The organism is Vibrio ostreicida (genome assembly GCF_013074385.2).
In the GTDB taxonomy this organism is placed as follows: domain Bacteria; phylum Pseudomonadota; class Gammaproteobacteria; order Enterobacterales; family Vibrionaceae; genus Vibrio; species Vibrio ostreicida.
The window spans coordinates 45,939-61,061 of record NZ_JABEYA020000015.1; the positions used below are offsets into that span (position 1 = coordinate 45,939).

The 15,123-nt window shown below is 47.8% G+C and carries 11 protein-coding genes; 8 read left to right on the forward strand and 3 right to left on the reverse strand.

The window, feature by feature from the left end; genetic code table 11:
• Window positions 1-23: 23 nt before the first annotated feature.
• The 6 genes from rbsA (at window position 24) to HLM86_RS15830 (ending at window position 7,194) form a co-directional block, all read left to right on the forward strand.
• The gene (gene rbsA, locus HLM86_RS15805; protein ID WP_076589231.1) at window positions 24-1,529 is read left to right on the forward strand and encodes a ribose ABC transporter ATP-binding protein RbsA; all 1,506 of its coding nucleotides are present in this window, start codon (window positions 24-26) and stop codon (window positions 1,527-1,529) included.
• Window positions 1,526-2,509, forward strand: coding sequence for a ribose ABC transporter permease (gene rbsC / locus HLM86_RS15810; protein ID WP_170883670.1), 984 nt, complete (start codon window positions 1,526-1,528; stop codon window positions 2,507-2,509). Before rbsA ends, rbsC begins: the two co-directional genes overlap by 4 nt.
• A gap of 59 nt (window positions 2,510-2,568) precedes the next feature.
• Window positions 2,569-3,447, forward strand: a complete 879-nt coding sequence (rbsB, locus tag HLM86_RS15815) for a ribose ABC transporter substrate-binding protein RbsB (RefSeq protein ID WP_076589229.1) — start codon at window positions 2,569-2,571, stop codon at window positions 3,445-3,447.
• 133 nt (window positions 3,448-3,580) lie between these two features.
• On the forward strand, window positions 3,581-4,501 hold the full coding sequence (gene rbsK / locus HLM86_RS15820) for a ribokinase (protein WP_170883671.1): 921 nt from the start codon (window positions 3,581-3,583) through the stop codon (window positions 4,499-4,501).
• A gap of 22 nt (window positions 4,502-4,523) precedes the next feature.
• Window positions 4,524-5,528, forward strand: coding sequence for a substrate-binding domain-containing protein (locus HLM86_RS15825; protein WP_076589227.1), 1,005 nt, complete (start codon window positions 4,524-4,526; stop codon window positions 5,526-5,528).
• Between the two features lie 118 nt (window positions 5,529-5,646).
• The gene (locus HLM86_RS15830) at window positions 5,647-7,194 is read left to right on the forward strand and encodes a DUF3369 domain-containing protein (RefSeq protein ID WP_076589226.1); all 1,548 of its coding nucleotides are present in this window, start codon (window positions 5,647-5,649) and stop codon (window positions 7,192-7,194) included.
• An 11-nt stretch (window positions 7,195-7,205) separates the two neighbouring features.
• Here HLM86_RS15830 and HLM86_RS15835 read toward each other — a convergent pair whose 3' ends face one another.
• Entirely contained in the window at window positions 7,206-9,149 is a 1,944-nt protein-coding gene (locus HLM86_RS15835) for a sensor histidine kinase (protein WP_170883672.1), read from the reverse strand.
• Between the two features lie 131 nt (window positions 9,150-9,280).
• Complete coding sequence (locus tag HLM86_RS15840) at window positions 9,281-11,194, reverse strand: DEAD/DEAH box helicase (RefSeq protein ID WP_076589224.1); 1,914 nt, start codon at window positions 11,192-11,194, stop codon at window positions 9,281-9,283.
• Window positions 11,195-11,571: 377 nt separating this feature from the next.
• On the opposite strand from HLM86_RS15840, the gene rnb reads away from it, so the two are divergent.
• Window positions 11,572-13,575, forward strand: coding sequence for an exoribonuclease II (gene rnb, locus HLM86_RS15845; protein ID WP_170883673.1), 2,004 nt, complete (start codon window positions 11,572-11,574; stop codon window positions 13,573-13,575).
• Window positions 13,576-13,644: 69 nt separating this feature from the next.
• Here rnb and HLM86_RS15850 read toward each other — a convergent pair whose 3' ends face one another.
• Window positions 13,645-13,998, reverse strand: a complete 354-nt coding sequence (locus HLM86_RS15850; RefSeq protein WP_076589222.1) for a DUF3024 domain-containing protein — start codon at window positions 13,996-13,998, stop codon at window positions 13,645-13,647.
• Window positions 13,999-14,158: 160 nt separating this feature from the next.
• Here HLM86_RS15850 and HLM86_RS15855 point away from each other — a divergent pair, with 160 nt between their 5' ends.
• On the forward strand, window positions 14,159-14,977 hold the full coding sequence (locus HLM86_RS15855) for a phosphate ABC transporter substrate-binding protein (RefSeq protein ID WP_076589278.1): 819 nt from the start codon (window positions 14,159-14,161) through the stop codon (window positions 14,975-14,977).
• Window positions 14,978-15,123: the final 146 nt, after the last annotated feature.

Genomic DNA, 15,123 nt, shown 5'->3' on the forward strand with positions numbered 1-15,123 from the left:
CGTTTGATAGTGAGGAGCTTTTGATGACAGATGCGATATTACAACTCAGCGATATTGAAAAGGCATTTCCAGGTGTAAAAGCTCTGGATCAAGCCAGCCTGACGGTTTATCCGGGTAAGGCTATGGCCTTATTAGGGGAAAATGGGGCCGGTAAATCGACCTTGATGAAGGTGCTGACTGGCATAGAAACCTTGGATGGTGGGGTGATTGTGTATCAAGGTCAGACAGCAAAATTCAAAGGCCCGCGAGAATCGCAGCGCGCTGGCATCAGTATTATTCATCAGGAATTGAATCTCATCCCAGAGTTAACCATTGCTGAAAATATCTTTTTGGGCCGCGAATTTACCAACGCATTCGGCCGAATACAATGGAATAAAATGTACGCTGAAGCCGATGCTCTGCTGTCACGGCTTAATGTCAAACACAGTGCTAAGCAGCGGTTGGGGGAACTTAGCCTTGGTGAGCAACAAATGGTCGAGATTGCAAAAGCGCTGTCCTTCGAATCGAAAGTTATCATCATGGATGAGCCAACAGACGCCTTAACGGATACGGAAACGGCGTCCTTGTTTGCGGTAATTCGGGAACTGAAAAAGCAGGGGTGTGGCATTGTTTATATCTCCCACCGTTTGAAAGAAATTTTTGAAATTTGTGATGACATTACCGTGCTGCGTGATGGCAAATTTATTCGTCAATGTGAGGTGTCAGACACGAATGAAGATGGGTTGATTGAATTGATGGTTGGACGCAAATTGGACGAACAATATCCACGTGTTGAAGTGCAGCATGGCGATCTTTGCCTTGAGGTCAACGGCCTGAGCGCGCCGGGCATAGACAATGTCAGCTTTTCTCTCAAAAAAGGAGAAATACTGGGTGTCTCTGGCCTGATGGGCGCTGGGCGAACCGAGTTGATGAAAATGATTTATGGTGCACTTCCCACAACGTGCGGAACCATAAAGTTGAACAATCAGACCATCACTCCGAGCAGCCCCCAAGCAGCGTTGGCAAGTGGTATTGCTTATATTTCCGAGGATCGTAAAGGTGATGGTTTGGTGTTGGGGCTCTCCGTCAAAGAGAACATGTCACTGTGTTCGTTAGATAGATTCGCCAAAGGCGGTCACATTCAGCGCTCGGCTGAGGTAGATGCCGTTGATGACTTTATCGATCTGTTCAACATCAAAACCCCAGGGCGTGAGCAGGTCATTGGCTACCTATCCGGCGGAAACCAGCAAAAAGTGGCGATAGCCAAAGGCTTAATGACCCAACCCAAAGTCTTGATCTTGGATGAGCCGACTCGAGGCGTGGATGTCGGCGCAAAAAAAGAAATCTACCAACTCATCAACCAATTCAAAGCGGATGGAATGAGTATCATACTGGTGTCATCGGAAATGCCGGAGGTATTGGGGATGAGTGACCGTATCATTGTGATGCATGAAGGTCGTATTAGTGGGGAGTTTGATGCCCAAGACGCCGATCAAGAAAAAATTCTGGCGTGTGCCGTTGGAAAAGAAATCAGTGAGGAAGCAGCGTGAGTACCAAAACCATGAACAAAACCCATCAAACGGGCCGTAAAAAGTGGCTGAGCAAAGAATCGCTTATCGAGCAGAAATCGCTGATTGCCCTACTGTTTTTGATTGTTGTTGTTTCGTTTCTTAACCCACACTTTTTTAGCGTGGACAACCTTCTCAATATTCTGCGCCAGACGTCGGTTAACGCGATCATTGCGGTTGGGATGACCTTGGTGATCCTCACCGCTGGGATTGATCTCAGCGTCGGCTCCGTTCTTGCCCTTTGCGGTGCGCTTGCGGCGAGTCTTATCGCGATGGAAGTGCCTGTCATGATTGCTTTGCCCATGTCGCTGATCGCTGGAGCTGGGTTAGGGGCGTTAAGCGGTTTCATCATTGCCAAAGGCAAGGTACAGGCCTTCATTGCTACCTTAGTCACGATGACATTGCTCCGTGGCGTGACCATGGTGTACACCGATGGCCGCCCTATATCGACGGGCTTTACCGATACCGCCGATGCCTTTGCGTGGTTTGGTACTGGCTACGTATTGGGGATTCCGGTGCCAGTATGGCTCATGGTCTTGGTGTTCGCTGCGGTTTGGTATTTGCTGACTCACACTCGTTTTGGTCGTTATGTCTACGCGCTGGGCGGTAATGAATCGGCCACCCGTCTATCGGGCATCAATGTTGACCGAGTTAAAATTGGGGTTTATTCCATCTGTGGTTTGCTTGCCGCCTTAGCGGGCATCATCATCACTTCCCGCTTGTCCTCTGCTCAGCCGACGGCGGGGATGGGTTATGAGTTAGATGCCATCGCAGCAGTGGTGCTGGGAGGCACCAGCCTGATGGGTGGAAAAGGACGGATCATGGGCACGTTGATTGGTGCGTTGATCATTGGCTTCCTTAACAATGCGCTTAACCTGCTTGATGTGACCTCTTACTACCAAATGATAGCCAAAGCCTTGGTCATCCTGTTAGCCGTGTTGGTTGACAACAAAAACAAGTAATGCTTATAAGCTCGGGGAAAGGACCCCGAGCACACCCTACACAAAAAGGAATCCACATAATGAAAAAACTCGCAAGCCTGATGTCTACCCTCCTACTTTCATCGACATTTTCGGTGTCAGCGCAAGCACAAGAAACCATGGCGATTGTTCTATCGACTCTCAACAATCCTTTTTTTGTGACGATGAAAGAGGGCGCACAAGCGAAAGCTAAACAACTCGGTTATGAACTGATTGTTCTGGATTCGCAAAACGATCCCAGTAAAGAGCTGTCGAACGTAGAAGATTTGACGGTACGTGGAGTCAAAGCGATTTTGATCAATCCAACCGATTCTGATGCGGTGTCAAATGCCATTCGTATTGCGAATCGAGCCAAGATCCCAGTAATCACATTGGATCGCGGGGCTAGCCGTGGAGAGGTGGTTAGCCACATTGCCTCTGATAACGTGATAGGAGGTGAGTTGGCGGGCAAATTCATTGTAGAAAAAGTGGGTGAAAAGGCCAAGGTAATTCAACTTGAAGGGATCGCTGGGACGTCTGCTGCCCGTGAGCGTGGTGAAGGGTTTATGAACGCGGTCAAGAGCAGCGATATGCAATTGCTGGCGAGTCAACCTGCGGACTTTGACCGCACTAAAGGTCTAAATGTCATGGAAAACCTATTGGCTGCGAATTCAGATGTGCAAGCCGTGTTCGCACAAAATGATGAAATGGCGCTTGGCGCATTGCGCGCGGTGCAGGCTTCAGGAAAGCAGGTGATGATCGTCGGTTTTGATGGAACCGACGATGGTATTGCTGCTGTTAACCGTGGTCAGCTTGAGGCGACTATCGCTCAACAACCCGACTTGATTGGGGCGTTGGGTATTGAAACGGCCGACAAAGTACTTAAGGATGAGGCGGTGGAAGCGTTTATTCCTGTGCCGTTGAAAGTCATCAGCAAATGATGTTAACCCATGAGACGTGTGCGCGGATGCGCCAGTCTCATGGGGAGCACCCATAGGTTTGTATTGGTTTGCCAGTGCAAACCTATGATGGCTGTTGTTAACCAGTGAGGTTCGTGAGAACCGGGGATAATGAATGAATAAGTTAGTGGTTTTAGGCAGTGTTAACGCTGATCATGTTCTGCAAGTGCCCGCTTTTCCTCGTCCGGGCGAGACATTACATGGCCAAAATTATCAAGTGATCGCAGGGGGTAAAGGAGCAAATCAAGCCGTGGCCGCCGCGAGGTTAAAGGCCGATGTGGGGTTTATTGCTTGCGTCGGGGACGATGCGTTTGGCATTAATATTCGCGAAACATTTAAGTTAGAAAAAATGAACACAATTGGGGTGAAAATGCAGCCCAATTGTCCGACGGGCATTGCAATGATTCAGGTCGCCGACAATGGCGAAAACAGCATTTGTCTCTCAGCGGAAGCCAACGCAAAGCTGACGGCAGAGGCCCTTGAACCTGATTTGGCACGTATTGCACAGGCCCGCTACTTATTGATGCAATTGGAGACGCCGATATGTGGTATCGAAAAAGCGGCGATGGTAGCGAAAGCAGCCGACACACAGGTGATATTGAATCCTGCCCCAGCCAGAGTGCTCAGTGATCAACTGTTGGCTTGTATTGATATCATTACCCCTAATGAAACAGAGATTGAGGTGTTAACGGGGATCGCGGTGAATGATGATTTCAGCGCTCAAAAGGCCGCTGATGTGTTGCATGCTAAAGGCGTGGGCACCGTGTTGATTACCCTCGGGTCAAGAGGTGCGTGGTTAAGCGAGAGTGGCAAGGGCGAGCGTATTTCTGGGTTTAATGTTGAGGTCACTGACACGACCGCAGCAGGCGACACGTTTAATGGGGCGCTGATCACTGGTGTATTGGAAGATTTACCACTAAAATCAGCGATAAAGTTTGCCCATGCGGCGGCCGCGATTTCGGTGACGCGTTTCGGCGCTCAAACGTCGATTCCGACACGGCATGAGGTTGAGGCCTTTTTACAACAATACTCATAAGCGAGAATCAGGAGACAATGACATGGCTACTATGAAAGACATCGCCAGACTTGCGGGTGTTTCCACGTCGACAGTTAGCCATGTGATTAATCAATCTCGCTTTGTCAGTGATGCCATTTCGGCACGTGTCAATCAAGCCGCGCAAGAGCTCAATTATACGCCTTCAGCATTGGCTCGAAGTCTCAAGCTCAACCGAACTCGAACCCTAGGGATGTTGGTGACGACATCCACCAACCCATTTTTTGGCGAAGTGGTTAAAGGGGTTGAGCGCAGCTGCTATCAGCAAGGCTATCACCTTATTTTATGCAATACTGAAGGTGACAATACGCGAATGCGGGAGTCGATAGACACCTTGTTGCAAAAGCGGGTTGATGGGCTGATTCTGATGTGTTCTTCTTTAGAAGGTGAACGGATTGATGTTTTTGAAAAATACCCAGATGTGCCTGTGGTCGTGATGGACTGGGGACCTATGTTATTTGCCAGCGATAAAATTCAGGATAACTCGTTAACGGGCGGATATCTGGCCGCACAAAATTTGATTGACTCTGGGCATAAAGACATTGGTTGTATTACTGGGCCTTTGGTTAAGCACCAAGCGCAGATGCGTTATGAAGGCTATAAGCGTGCCTTGCTTGACGCAGGGCTAGAATTTAACCCTCATTGGATTATCGAATCAGATTTTGAGTGCGAGGGAGGCTATCAAGCGTTCAATAAAATGCATGCCAATGGGCCGCTCCCGAGCGCTGTTTTTGTGTGCAACGACATGATGGCGATGGGGGTGATCAACGCGGCGAATGAGAAAGGGATTCGAATCCCCGATGACTTGTCTATTATTGGCTACGACGACATTCTCATTTCTAAATTTATGACCCCAGCATTGACGACGATCCACCAGCCAAAATATCGTTTGGGGAAAGCGGCCGTGGAGGCATTGCTTAAAAAATTGGAACAGGGCGAAACCGAAGCACAGGTGGTTCAAATAGAGCCAACCTTGGTTAAACGGAAAACGGTGCGCATAATGACTTAATTAACGGCACCTTATTCTAATGATGTCGATGTCAATTAGAGCGTGACTAACTAGCCTTTTTTCATTGGATTGTGCTAAACCTAATGGTAGGGCGGTTGCAATAGGAGTGTGTTCATTAATGGAATTGTTTGCAGATCACCGACAGTCAGGCCAGCCTAAAAGGATTCAAAGCGAAGCGACGAAAAAATCTTCGGCGCCTTGGAAAGTGCTGCTGATTGACGATGACGAACAGATGCATCAAATTACTAAACTTGCGCTCTCGGATTTTGAGTTCGAGGAGCGTAAGCTTGAGCTAATTTCAGCGCATTCCGCGAGTGAGGCCAAAGAGCATTTTCATCATTATGATGACATCGCTTTAGCCTTGGTGGACGTTGTCATGGAAACAGAACATGCGGGATTGGACCTCGTCAAATACGTACGTGAAGATTTGGGTAATAGCCTCGTCAGATTAGTACTCCGTACTGGTCAAGCGGGGCAAGCGCCCGAAGACACTGTGATTCGTGAATATGAAATCGACGATTACAAAGAAAAGACAGAGCTAACCACACAAAAGCTCAAAACCCTACTGTATTCTATGTTGCGTTCGTACCGTGATTTGTGCCTGATTGAACAGCAAAAAAAAGGGTTGAGAAAAGTCATCGAAGCTTCAGCCTACGTCCAAAACACCAACTCACTTCAAACCTACGCCACGAGTGTGCTTGAACAGTTGACGTCATTACTTAAGTTGGATAAATCCGCCCTTTATTGTATCGTTCAACCTCGGCCGAATGGGGAAGAATCACGGGCCTTAACATTGGCTGCGACGGGCGACTTCGTTGACTTTTACAGTGAATGTGCATTTGAAAAGTTGCCCGAGGGAGTATCCGAACGTTGCAAAGAAGTCTTTCAGAGCGGCGCTTCAAAGAATTACGATGACGCGTACGTGATGTATAGCCACGATGAACAAGGGGTTGATTGTATTTTATATGTTAATGTCACCCGCTTGTTGTCTGAACTGGATATGCAGCTACTGGAAATCTATATGCAAAACATCGGGCTGACTTTTGAAAACCTCAGTCTGATGCTGGATATACGAGAGACGTCAAAAGAGCTGGTGTACAATTTAGCCAACGCGGTCGAAGCCCGCAGTAAAGAGACTGGCGCTCACGTTCAGCGCGTGTCCCTGTTTAGTGAAAAGCTCGCCTTATTGTATGGGCTCAGTGAGTATGACGCCTCAATGATAAAGCATGCCTCGCCGTTGCATGATGTCGGTAAAGTGGCCGTGCCAGATTCGATTTTACACAAACCGGGAAAATTGAACGCCGAAGAGTGGGAAATTATGAAAAAGCACGTGGATTATGGCGTCGATATTTTGAGTAAATCAAAGCGTCGTCTTATCACCGTTGCTAAGGAAATCGCGGGTTCTCACCATGAGAAGTGGGATGGGACAGGGTACCCTAAACAGTTATCGGGTACTGATATTCCGGTGACAGGTCGTATTACGGCGTTGGCTGATGTCTTTGATGCGCTTGGCTCAAAACGCAGCTACAAAGAGCCTTGGAGCGATGAAGACATTATGCTCGAATTAGTCTCTCAAAAGGGCAAACATTTTGAGCCTGAACTGGTGGAAATATTGGTTGACCACTGGGCGGAGTTTATTGAAATTCGTAATTCACTGCCCGACTGAGTCAACTCAATTTAGGCGTCGGGCGCTTGTTCCTGAGGGAGGGTTGCAGGCAGCGTGATCTTGAAGTGCACACCTTGCCCTGGCTCGGAGTTGAATTCCAGCTCACCATACAACTTTTGTTTGATGAGATTAAACACTAAGTTAAGTCCGAGCCCTGATCCGCCAGCCCCTCGCTTACTGGTGTAAAACGGTTCAAAAATCTTATGATGCAAAGAGGCATCGACTCCACTGCCATTATCCTTGTACTCAAAAACCACATTGTCCTCATCCTGATAGAACACAATATCAATCTTGGCCTCAGGCTGTTGGTCAAAAGCGTGATTGATGCTGTTCATCACCAAATTCGAGATGATTTGCGTCAGCACTCCGGGTAGGCTGGTCATGGCGATCGCTCCATCCCCACTCAGCTGAGGTATTACCGGCACTTTGTGCGTTTCCGGATGTAAACTGGTCAGTAACGCTTGCAAAACCTGCATAACATTAAAGTGGGAGCGAGCTTCCGAGACCTGATCGACCGCAGTTTGTTTAAAATCTCGTATCAGTTTGGCAGCGCGGTCTAAATTATGCCCTAACATTTCACCGCCTTCAGACATGCGTTTCATTAAGCTCTCAAACTGCGTGCTGGTGAGAGTTTGTGCGGAGAACGCATCGTTGAGTTCTTTGGTGACATCCCCCATGATTGAGGCGGCGGTGACGGCGATGCCAAGTGGGGTGTTGACCTCATGCGCGACACCAGCGACGAGGCCGCCTAAGGCCGCTAACTTTTCTGACTCCACCAGTTTATTTTGGGCATCTTGCAATTGTTCCATACTTTGCTTTAAATCAATGGTTCTAGAGGCGACCATACGTTCTAGATTTTGGTTGAGTTTTTCAAGCTCAAATTGCGCGGACTTAAGTTCAGTAATATTGATGGTTGTTCCTCGGAAGCCAATAAAACGATCGCCTTCATAACGAGCGGTGGCCTGAAATAGAAGGTGGATGGAGGCACGATTTATATTGATACTCTCTTCGATTTGAGAAAAGTCATTGCGACCGTCGATGGCTGTAAGCAGTTGCTCGCTGTGCTCAAACGTCGCCAGAGTGTTAAAACTGATGTCTACGTTGTCATCCACGATATTGAGAGTCTCTCGCATATGTTCTGAACAATAGGTGAGCGTGCCAAGCTCATTGGTTTCCCATAACCAGTCCGAAGAGACATGGGTAAAATCCGACAGCCTCTCTTGCTCATGTTTTATGTTGTTATAAAGCAGGGTAATGTTGCTACTGATCTTATTCGCGCCATCGGCGAGCCAGTCCAGTTCATCATCTTTTTCAGACAACCAGCGTTTTTTGTCAAGAACCAGAGGCCGGGCTGGATGACGGGGGTTAAAGGCTCTTAAGAATTGTGCGATTTGGAAAATTCTACGATTAACACTGACGTGGAAGATCAACAGCATAATAGAACAGACAAGCATAGTCTTAAACGCATTGAGGAGTAGGCTGGAGATAAACTGTTTGATCAAATAGTTATAAATTTCTTGTGCATTTGATTCAACGTGAATGGTGCCGATGTCCTCGGTGTGGCCATCTTCTGGATCACGGTACGTTAGCAAATAGTTGGCTCTGACTGCATTGTCCGTAACGGCATGGCCTGAACTAAAGCTATAACTGCCGGAGGTGACTTCTAAGTAATCAATCTTGGGCAAATTAATCAAACCGTCCAATCTTTCCTGCAAGACGACGAGATCAAACGACCACAGTGATGAGGCCAGCAGGCCAGCGTGGACGTCACGAATTTCGATGTGGCGCTGCTGGACATCGTTAAATTCTTTGCTGTAATCCCAAGATAGCTGTAACAGTGTCGTCAATAAGGTAATGACACTGCTTAGGGTCACCATCAGCAGTATGATTCTTCGACCAATTCGGCTAGACAAGGGGTTATTGATGCTCTCTTCTACTTTTCTACGACGACTCATAGCACTCTAAGGCAACATTTTTAAACAAGTATAGCTTGCGCTCAATAAGTTTTTAAAAAAGCGAGAGAGGATTGAAAACAAAAAATCCCCACGAGCTTGCGCTGGTGGGGATTTGATGTCTTAGCGTTTAATTAAGCTTCGCTGCGACGTTCAGTGTTGTGACCACGTTCACCACGGTGATTACCGCGATGATCGCCACCGCGGTTGCGATCGAAGCGACGTTCGCCATCACGACCGCTACGGTTGCCTTCACGGTTACCACGGTAACCGCCACCTTCGCGTCCACCACGACCGCCTTCACGGTTACCACGGTTGCCGCCACCATCACGACGGCCACGGTTACCTTCGCGGTTGCCACGAGGCTCGCGAAAATCCGTGAAATCACACACGACCGCATCGACTTGCTTCTGACGAATGCGCAGTTTGCGCAGCTTGCCAGCCGTTTCTGAAGACATCGCTTTAGGCAACTGAACGTAAGTCTCGCCTTGAGCAAGTTTAATCGCACCGATCGAGCCTTTGGTTAGGCCAAGTTCATTCGCGAGAGCACCGACAATATCTTTCACTTGAACGCCTTGTTCACGGCCAACTTGCAATTGGTAAGTATCCCAATCTTGCGTATTGAAGCTGCGACCGCCTTCACGTTTACCATCACGACCGTCACGACCGTTATCACGACGCTCTTTACGACGCTGCTTGTCACGTTCAACTGCTTCAATCATTGGGTCTTCACCAATGTAGAACAATGGGCGTTTGCCTTGCTGACGTTTCAGCAAGATGGCGGCAAGCGTTGCGGCATCAAGTTGTAAAGACTCTTGTAGCTTTTCGACAAGCTCAGAGAATTTCTCTAGTGCTTTGTGTTCTTTTTCCGTTTCCAGCTCAGCGCCAAGCTTAGTCAGACGAGACTCAGCAACTTTATTGCGGTGTGGAAGCTGGATCTCTTCCATTGACGACTTAGTCACACGTTCGATAGTACGCAGCATACGCAGTTGGTTGGTGCGAACAAGAAGGATCGCTTTACCTTTGCGTCCAGCACGGCCAGTACGGCCAATACGGTGGATGTAAGACTCAACATCAAATGGGATATCGTAGTTGAACACGTGCGTGATACGAGGAACATCAAGACCACGAGCAACCACATCAGTGGCAACCAAGATATCGATCACGCCTTGTTTGATATGGTCGACAGTACGTTCACGTAAAGACTGAGGGATGTCGCCGTGCAATGCAGAGGCTTTAAATCCGCGAGCAGACAACCAATCCGCTAGACGTTCAGTGTCTTGACGGGTGCGAACAAACACAATCGATGCGTCGGTTTCTTCTGTCTCTAATAAACGAGACATCGCTTCGTCTTTCTCGACGCCTTTTACGACCCAAAATTGTTGCTCTACTTTGTCAACAGTATGGTTTTTACCTGCCACATCAATCATGACAGGACCACGTAGGAAACGCTCAACAATGTTCTTCAACATCGGAGGCATGGTCGCAGAGAAAAGAACACGTTGTGCCGATGATGGGGCATGCTCCATGATGGCAGTAACATCTTCGACGAAGCCCATGTTGAGCATTTCGTCTGCTTCATCAAGAACGAACGTGTGTACTTCATCAAGATGAAGACGATCGCGATTGATCAAGTCCTGAACTCGTCCAGGTGTCCCTACGATAATATGTGCGCCGTTTTTGAGTGAACGCATTTGGTCAACGATAGAAGCACCACCGTAGATCTCCAGTACTTTAAGACCAGAGATGTTTTGACCTAGATTTTTGATTTCGGCTGCAACCTGAATGGCAAGCTCACGCGTTGGCGCCAGAACAATGGCCTGAGGCTTACGTTGAGATAAATCGATTTTGTTTAGAAGCGGCAACGAGAATGCAGCAGTTTTGCCTGTGCCCGTTTGTGCTTTACCTAGGGCGTCTGTTCCTTCCATTAGGTGAGGGATAGCGGCCGCCTGAATTGGGGTCGGTGATACAAAACCCATACCATTAAGAGCGGAAAGGATAGAGTCGTTCAGCGCTAAGTCGCTAAACTGGATTACAGAATCTGTCATTGGGATCCTACTATATTAAGTCAACAAAAGGTCCCACGAGCTCTACCAATTCCAATACCAATCCAGTTGAGAGCTGATTCCGTTCAGATGCGGACAAGTCGTAAATCGCATCAAGCCACTAGGGACGTAAACAAGGGGGCGGATTATTCCTTAAATGCACAAAAAAAGCCAGAAAAAATTGAATTTCATCACAAATTTCTGTTGATTTGGTCGTTTAAGTTCAACTATTCACCAAAAGTCAGCCAACAAAGAAGACAATAACACCCTTCGCCGTCTTTAGGATGGGCGATTTTTCGTCTTGCGACGACCTTAGATGCTAGCGAGTGATTAGGCAGGGTGATATAGTAAAACGAATTTTTTCGGTTAGATATGTAAAGATGTTCCAAGACAATCCTCTACTGGCTCAACTTAAGCAGCAAATGCAAGAAAACCTTCCTAAGAAAGAAGGGACGATTAAGGCGACGGAAAAGGGCTTTGGCTTTCTCGAAGTCGACAGCAAAACCAGCGTATTTATTCCACCTCCCTACATGAAAAAATGCGTGCATGGGGATAAAGTCCAAGCCATCATTCGCACCGAAAAGGAGCGAGAAGTTGCCGAGCCAGAGAAGCTGCTTGAACAGGGCTTAAATCGCTTCATCGGCCGTGTGAAGTTATTCAAAGGTAAACTTAATGTTGTGCCCGATCATCCGCAAATGAAAAAATTATCGCTTAAGGCGAAGTTGGCCAAAGGGCTCAAAAGCGACAACTTTGCTGAAGGGGATTGGGTCGTGGCGCATTTGGTGCGTCACCCTCTCAACGATGACAACGGTTTTCTTGTTGAGATCTCGGAAAAAATCACGGATGCCGACGACAAAATTGCGCCTTGGTGGGTCACACTAGCGGAAAACGATTTACCCAATATTGAGCCAGAAGGCCTTGAACATTGGCAAATCAAAGACGATGAATCATTAACGCGAATCGATATGACTGACGTCCCGTTTGTGACGATCGATGGTGAATCGACCAAAGACATGGACGATGCCTTGTATGCCAAGAAAACAGGCAACGGAGACTTTGAACTGACCATCGCGATTGCTGACCCTACAGCCTACATCACTCCCGACAGTGATATGGATAAGGTGGCCCGAGAACGCGGTTTTACCATTTATCTGCCTGGTCGCAATATCCCGATGCTACCTCGTGACTTAGCCGATGAACTGTGTTCCCTAATGGAACATCAAGTTCGTCCTGCGCTTTGTTGTAAAGTGACGGTGAGCCAAGACGGTGTGATTGGCGACGACATCGAGTTTTTTGCCGCCAACATTCAATCTCACGCGCGCCTCGCTTACGATCACGTTTCGGATTGGTTGGAACACGGTGAATCTGAGCACTGGCACCCCACTCAAGACATTGCTGAGGTTGTGCGCCATTTACATGAGTTTTCTTTGGCCCGAGCCAACTGGCGTGAACAGCACGCAGTGGTTTTTCCTGATCGACCAGACTACCGTTTTGAACTGAGCCCAGACAATGACGTGATTGCCATTCATGCCGACTTACGCCGCAGTGCTAATCGCTTAGTCGAAGAAGCCATGATTACCGCCAATATCTGTGCTGGCCGCACATTGCACGCCAGCTTTAACGCGGGCGTCTTCAATACCCATGCTGGTTTTAAACCAGAAAAAATCGCTGATGTGTTAACCTTTGTTAACCCTGATGGTGCGTTACCGTTTACTGCGGAATCCATTGCGACCCTAGAAGGTTTTGCCAAGCTACGTCGCTGGCTGTCCAGCCAAGACAACCGTTACCTTGATAACCGTATCCGCAAATTCCAGGCGTATAGTGAGATAGGTAACCAACCCCTTCCACATTACGCTATGGGCCTAGATATCTACGCGACTTGGACATCACCCATTCGTAAATACGGCGATATGATTAACCATCGCATGCTGAAAGCGCACATTTTGGGTAAAGATCCCGTTCAAACTGCCGACGATAGTGTGGGTGATGAGCTGGCACTGCATCGTAAACACCATAAGATAGCAGAACGCAATGTTAGTGATTGGTTATACGTCCGTACACTGGCCGATGAGCCGGCCAAAGGGACATGTTTTAACGGAGAGATCTTTGACATCAACCGTTCAGGCATGCGCATTCGCCTACTGGAAAATGGCGCAGCGGCCTTTGTGCCCGCTTCACTGATCCTCGCCAACAAAGAACGTTTGGAGTGTAATGGTGAGCAAGGAAGCGTTTCCGTCGACCAAGAGGTCACGTATCGTCTTGGAGAAACCTTAGAAGTGGTCTTGACCGAAGTGAATCAAAGTACTCGCAGCATCGTAGCTAAGCCAACGAGGGTCTTTGACGAGGTTAAAGCCCCGCAAGAGACTGAAACCCCAGCCGAGTAACCATCGAACTTGAGCAAAACAGGGCACATTACGTGCCCTGTTCTATTTGTGGTGAGGTGTGTCCAACGATTAGGTTTGCCAAAAGAGTCGTTTAGGATCTTTGTCAACTTCACGCATCAGAGCCGTGAGGTCAGCACTTTGTGCTAGGTATGGGTAGGGGACCCATTGGCCTTGCTTGCCCTCGTCGGGCATTGAAAGTAGCCAGCAAGATAGCTTTTCATCCCACACGACCATGGCGACAGGCAACATGTAGTCACAATGAGAAGAGTCGAGTAAAAAATGCTGCTTAATGAATACCACGCCGTGCGCCGTCTCTTCGAAAGTCGCTTTGCCAAGTTCCGCAGGCACATTTTTGTTGCGTTGCTCACAGATGGTTTGAGCATGCGATTCGACTTGCTTTTGCAGTAAACTGACCAACCTCATACCGGCCCCCCAATGGGCAATGAATAATTCCCAGCTTCAATTCTACCCTCTCAATCTATAGATATTACTGTTAATAGTATGAGGTGGATTTCACAAAAATGTCATGTTATTTAAATATGATAGCGCCAGTTTTGCTATTCACATTCTATTGGAGAATATTATGGTTCGTTTTGTGCTGGCTGCACTGTTGTCTTGTTATTTTTTCATCTTCTCTGCGCACGCAAGTGAGGTCAATGTATCGGGTTCGACCTCCGTGGCGCGCATCATGGATGTACTGGCGGAAAAATTTAACGCCACTCATCCCGCTACCTATATTGCGGTTCAAGGCGTTGGTTCCACTGCGGGCATTACCTTACTTAAAAAGGGCATCGCAGACATCGGTATGACCTCTCGTTATCTGACGGACAGTGAACAAGACGCAACACTGACGGTCACACCCTTGGCACTCGATGGTTTAGCGGTTGTGGTCAACAAATTCAATCAGTTAAATAATATCACGCGTGAGCAATTGTTTGACATTTACAAAGGTAACATCACGAACTGGAAACAACTTGGTGGGGCAGATCAAAAAATTGCAGTTGTTACCCGCGAGGCATCGTCTGGTTCACGCTACAGTTTTGAAAGCCTACTCGGTTTAACCCGAGTGATTAAGGGGCGCTTGGTTTCGGACATCAATCCAAATAATTTGGTGGTCAACAGTAACAGCATGGTCAAAACACTGGTCAGTCATAATAAACAAGCGATTGGGTTTATCTCAACAGGCTCAGTGGACAGCTCAGTCAAAGCACTTGATTTTGAGGGTGTTAAGGCAAGCAACGACACCATTGCGTCGCACAAATATGAACTATCACGCCCGTTCTTGATGCTGCACAAAACGGGTGAGCAGCGCCAAGATGTCGCGTCATTCATCAAGTTTATCAAAGGTAAGCAAGCGAAAGCCTTGATCAGTGAATACGGTTATATTCCCGTAATAAAATAACCACGATTAAAAAAGGAGCGCTGAGGCGCTAATGCCGTTCACTTAAGATGAGCGGCATTGTTCTTTCTAGGGTATCTACTTGGCTTTTTCTTTACGACTCTAGGGAAGGATCTTTGCCGTCTTGGTTCTAGGATTAAGCTCTCGCT

Bases quoted from the DNA above. Each gene is read 5' to 3' on its own strand.
- rnb (WP_170883673.1), top strand. From the start codon at position 11,572: ATGTTCCAAGACAATCCTCTACTGGCTCAACTTAAGCAGCAAATGCAA.
- rbsB (WP_076589229.1), top strand. From the start codon at position 2,569: ATGAAAAAACTCGCAAGCCTGATGTCTACCCTCCTACTTTCATCGACA.
- HLM86_RS15825 (WP_076589227.1), top strand. From the start codon at position 4,524: ATGGCTACTATGAAAGACATCGCCAGACTTGCGGGTGTTTCCACGTCG.
- HLM86_RS15850 (WP_076589222.1), bottom strand. From the start codon at position 13,998: ATGAGGTTGGTCAGTTTACTGCAAAAGCAAGTCGAATCGCATGCTCAA.
- HLM86_RS15830 (WP_076589226.1), top strand. From the start codon at position 5,647: ATGGAATTGTTTGCAGATCACCGACAGTCAGGCCAGCCTAAAAGGATT.
- HLM86_RS15840 (WP_076589224.1), bottom strand. From the start codon at position 11,194: ATGACAGATTCTGTAATCCAGTTTAGCGACTTAGCGCTGAACGACTCT.
- HLM86_RS15835 (WP_170883672.1), bottom strand. From the start codon at position 9,149: ATGAGTCGTCGTAGAAAAGTAGAAGAGAGCATCAATAACCCCTTGTCT.
- rbsK (WP_170883671.1), top strand. From the start codon at position 3,581: ATGAATAAGTTAGTGGTTTTAGGCAGTGTTAACGCTGATCATGTTCTG.
- HLM86_RS15855 (WP_076589278.1), top strand. From the start codon at position 14,159: ATGGTTCGTTTTGTGCTGGCTGCACTGTTGTCTTGTTATTTTTTCATC.
- rbsA (WP_076589231.1), top strand. From the start codon at position 24: ATGACAGATGCGATATTACAACTCAGCGATATTGAAAAGGCATTTCCA.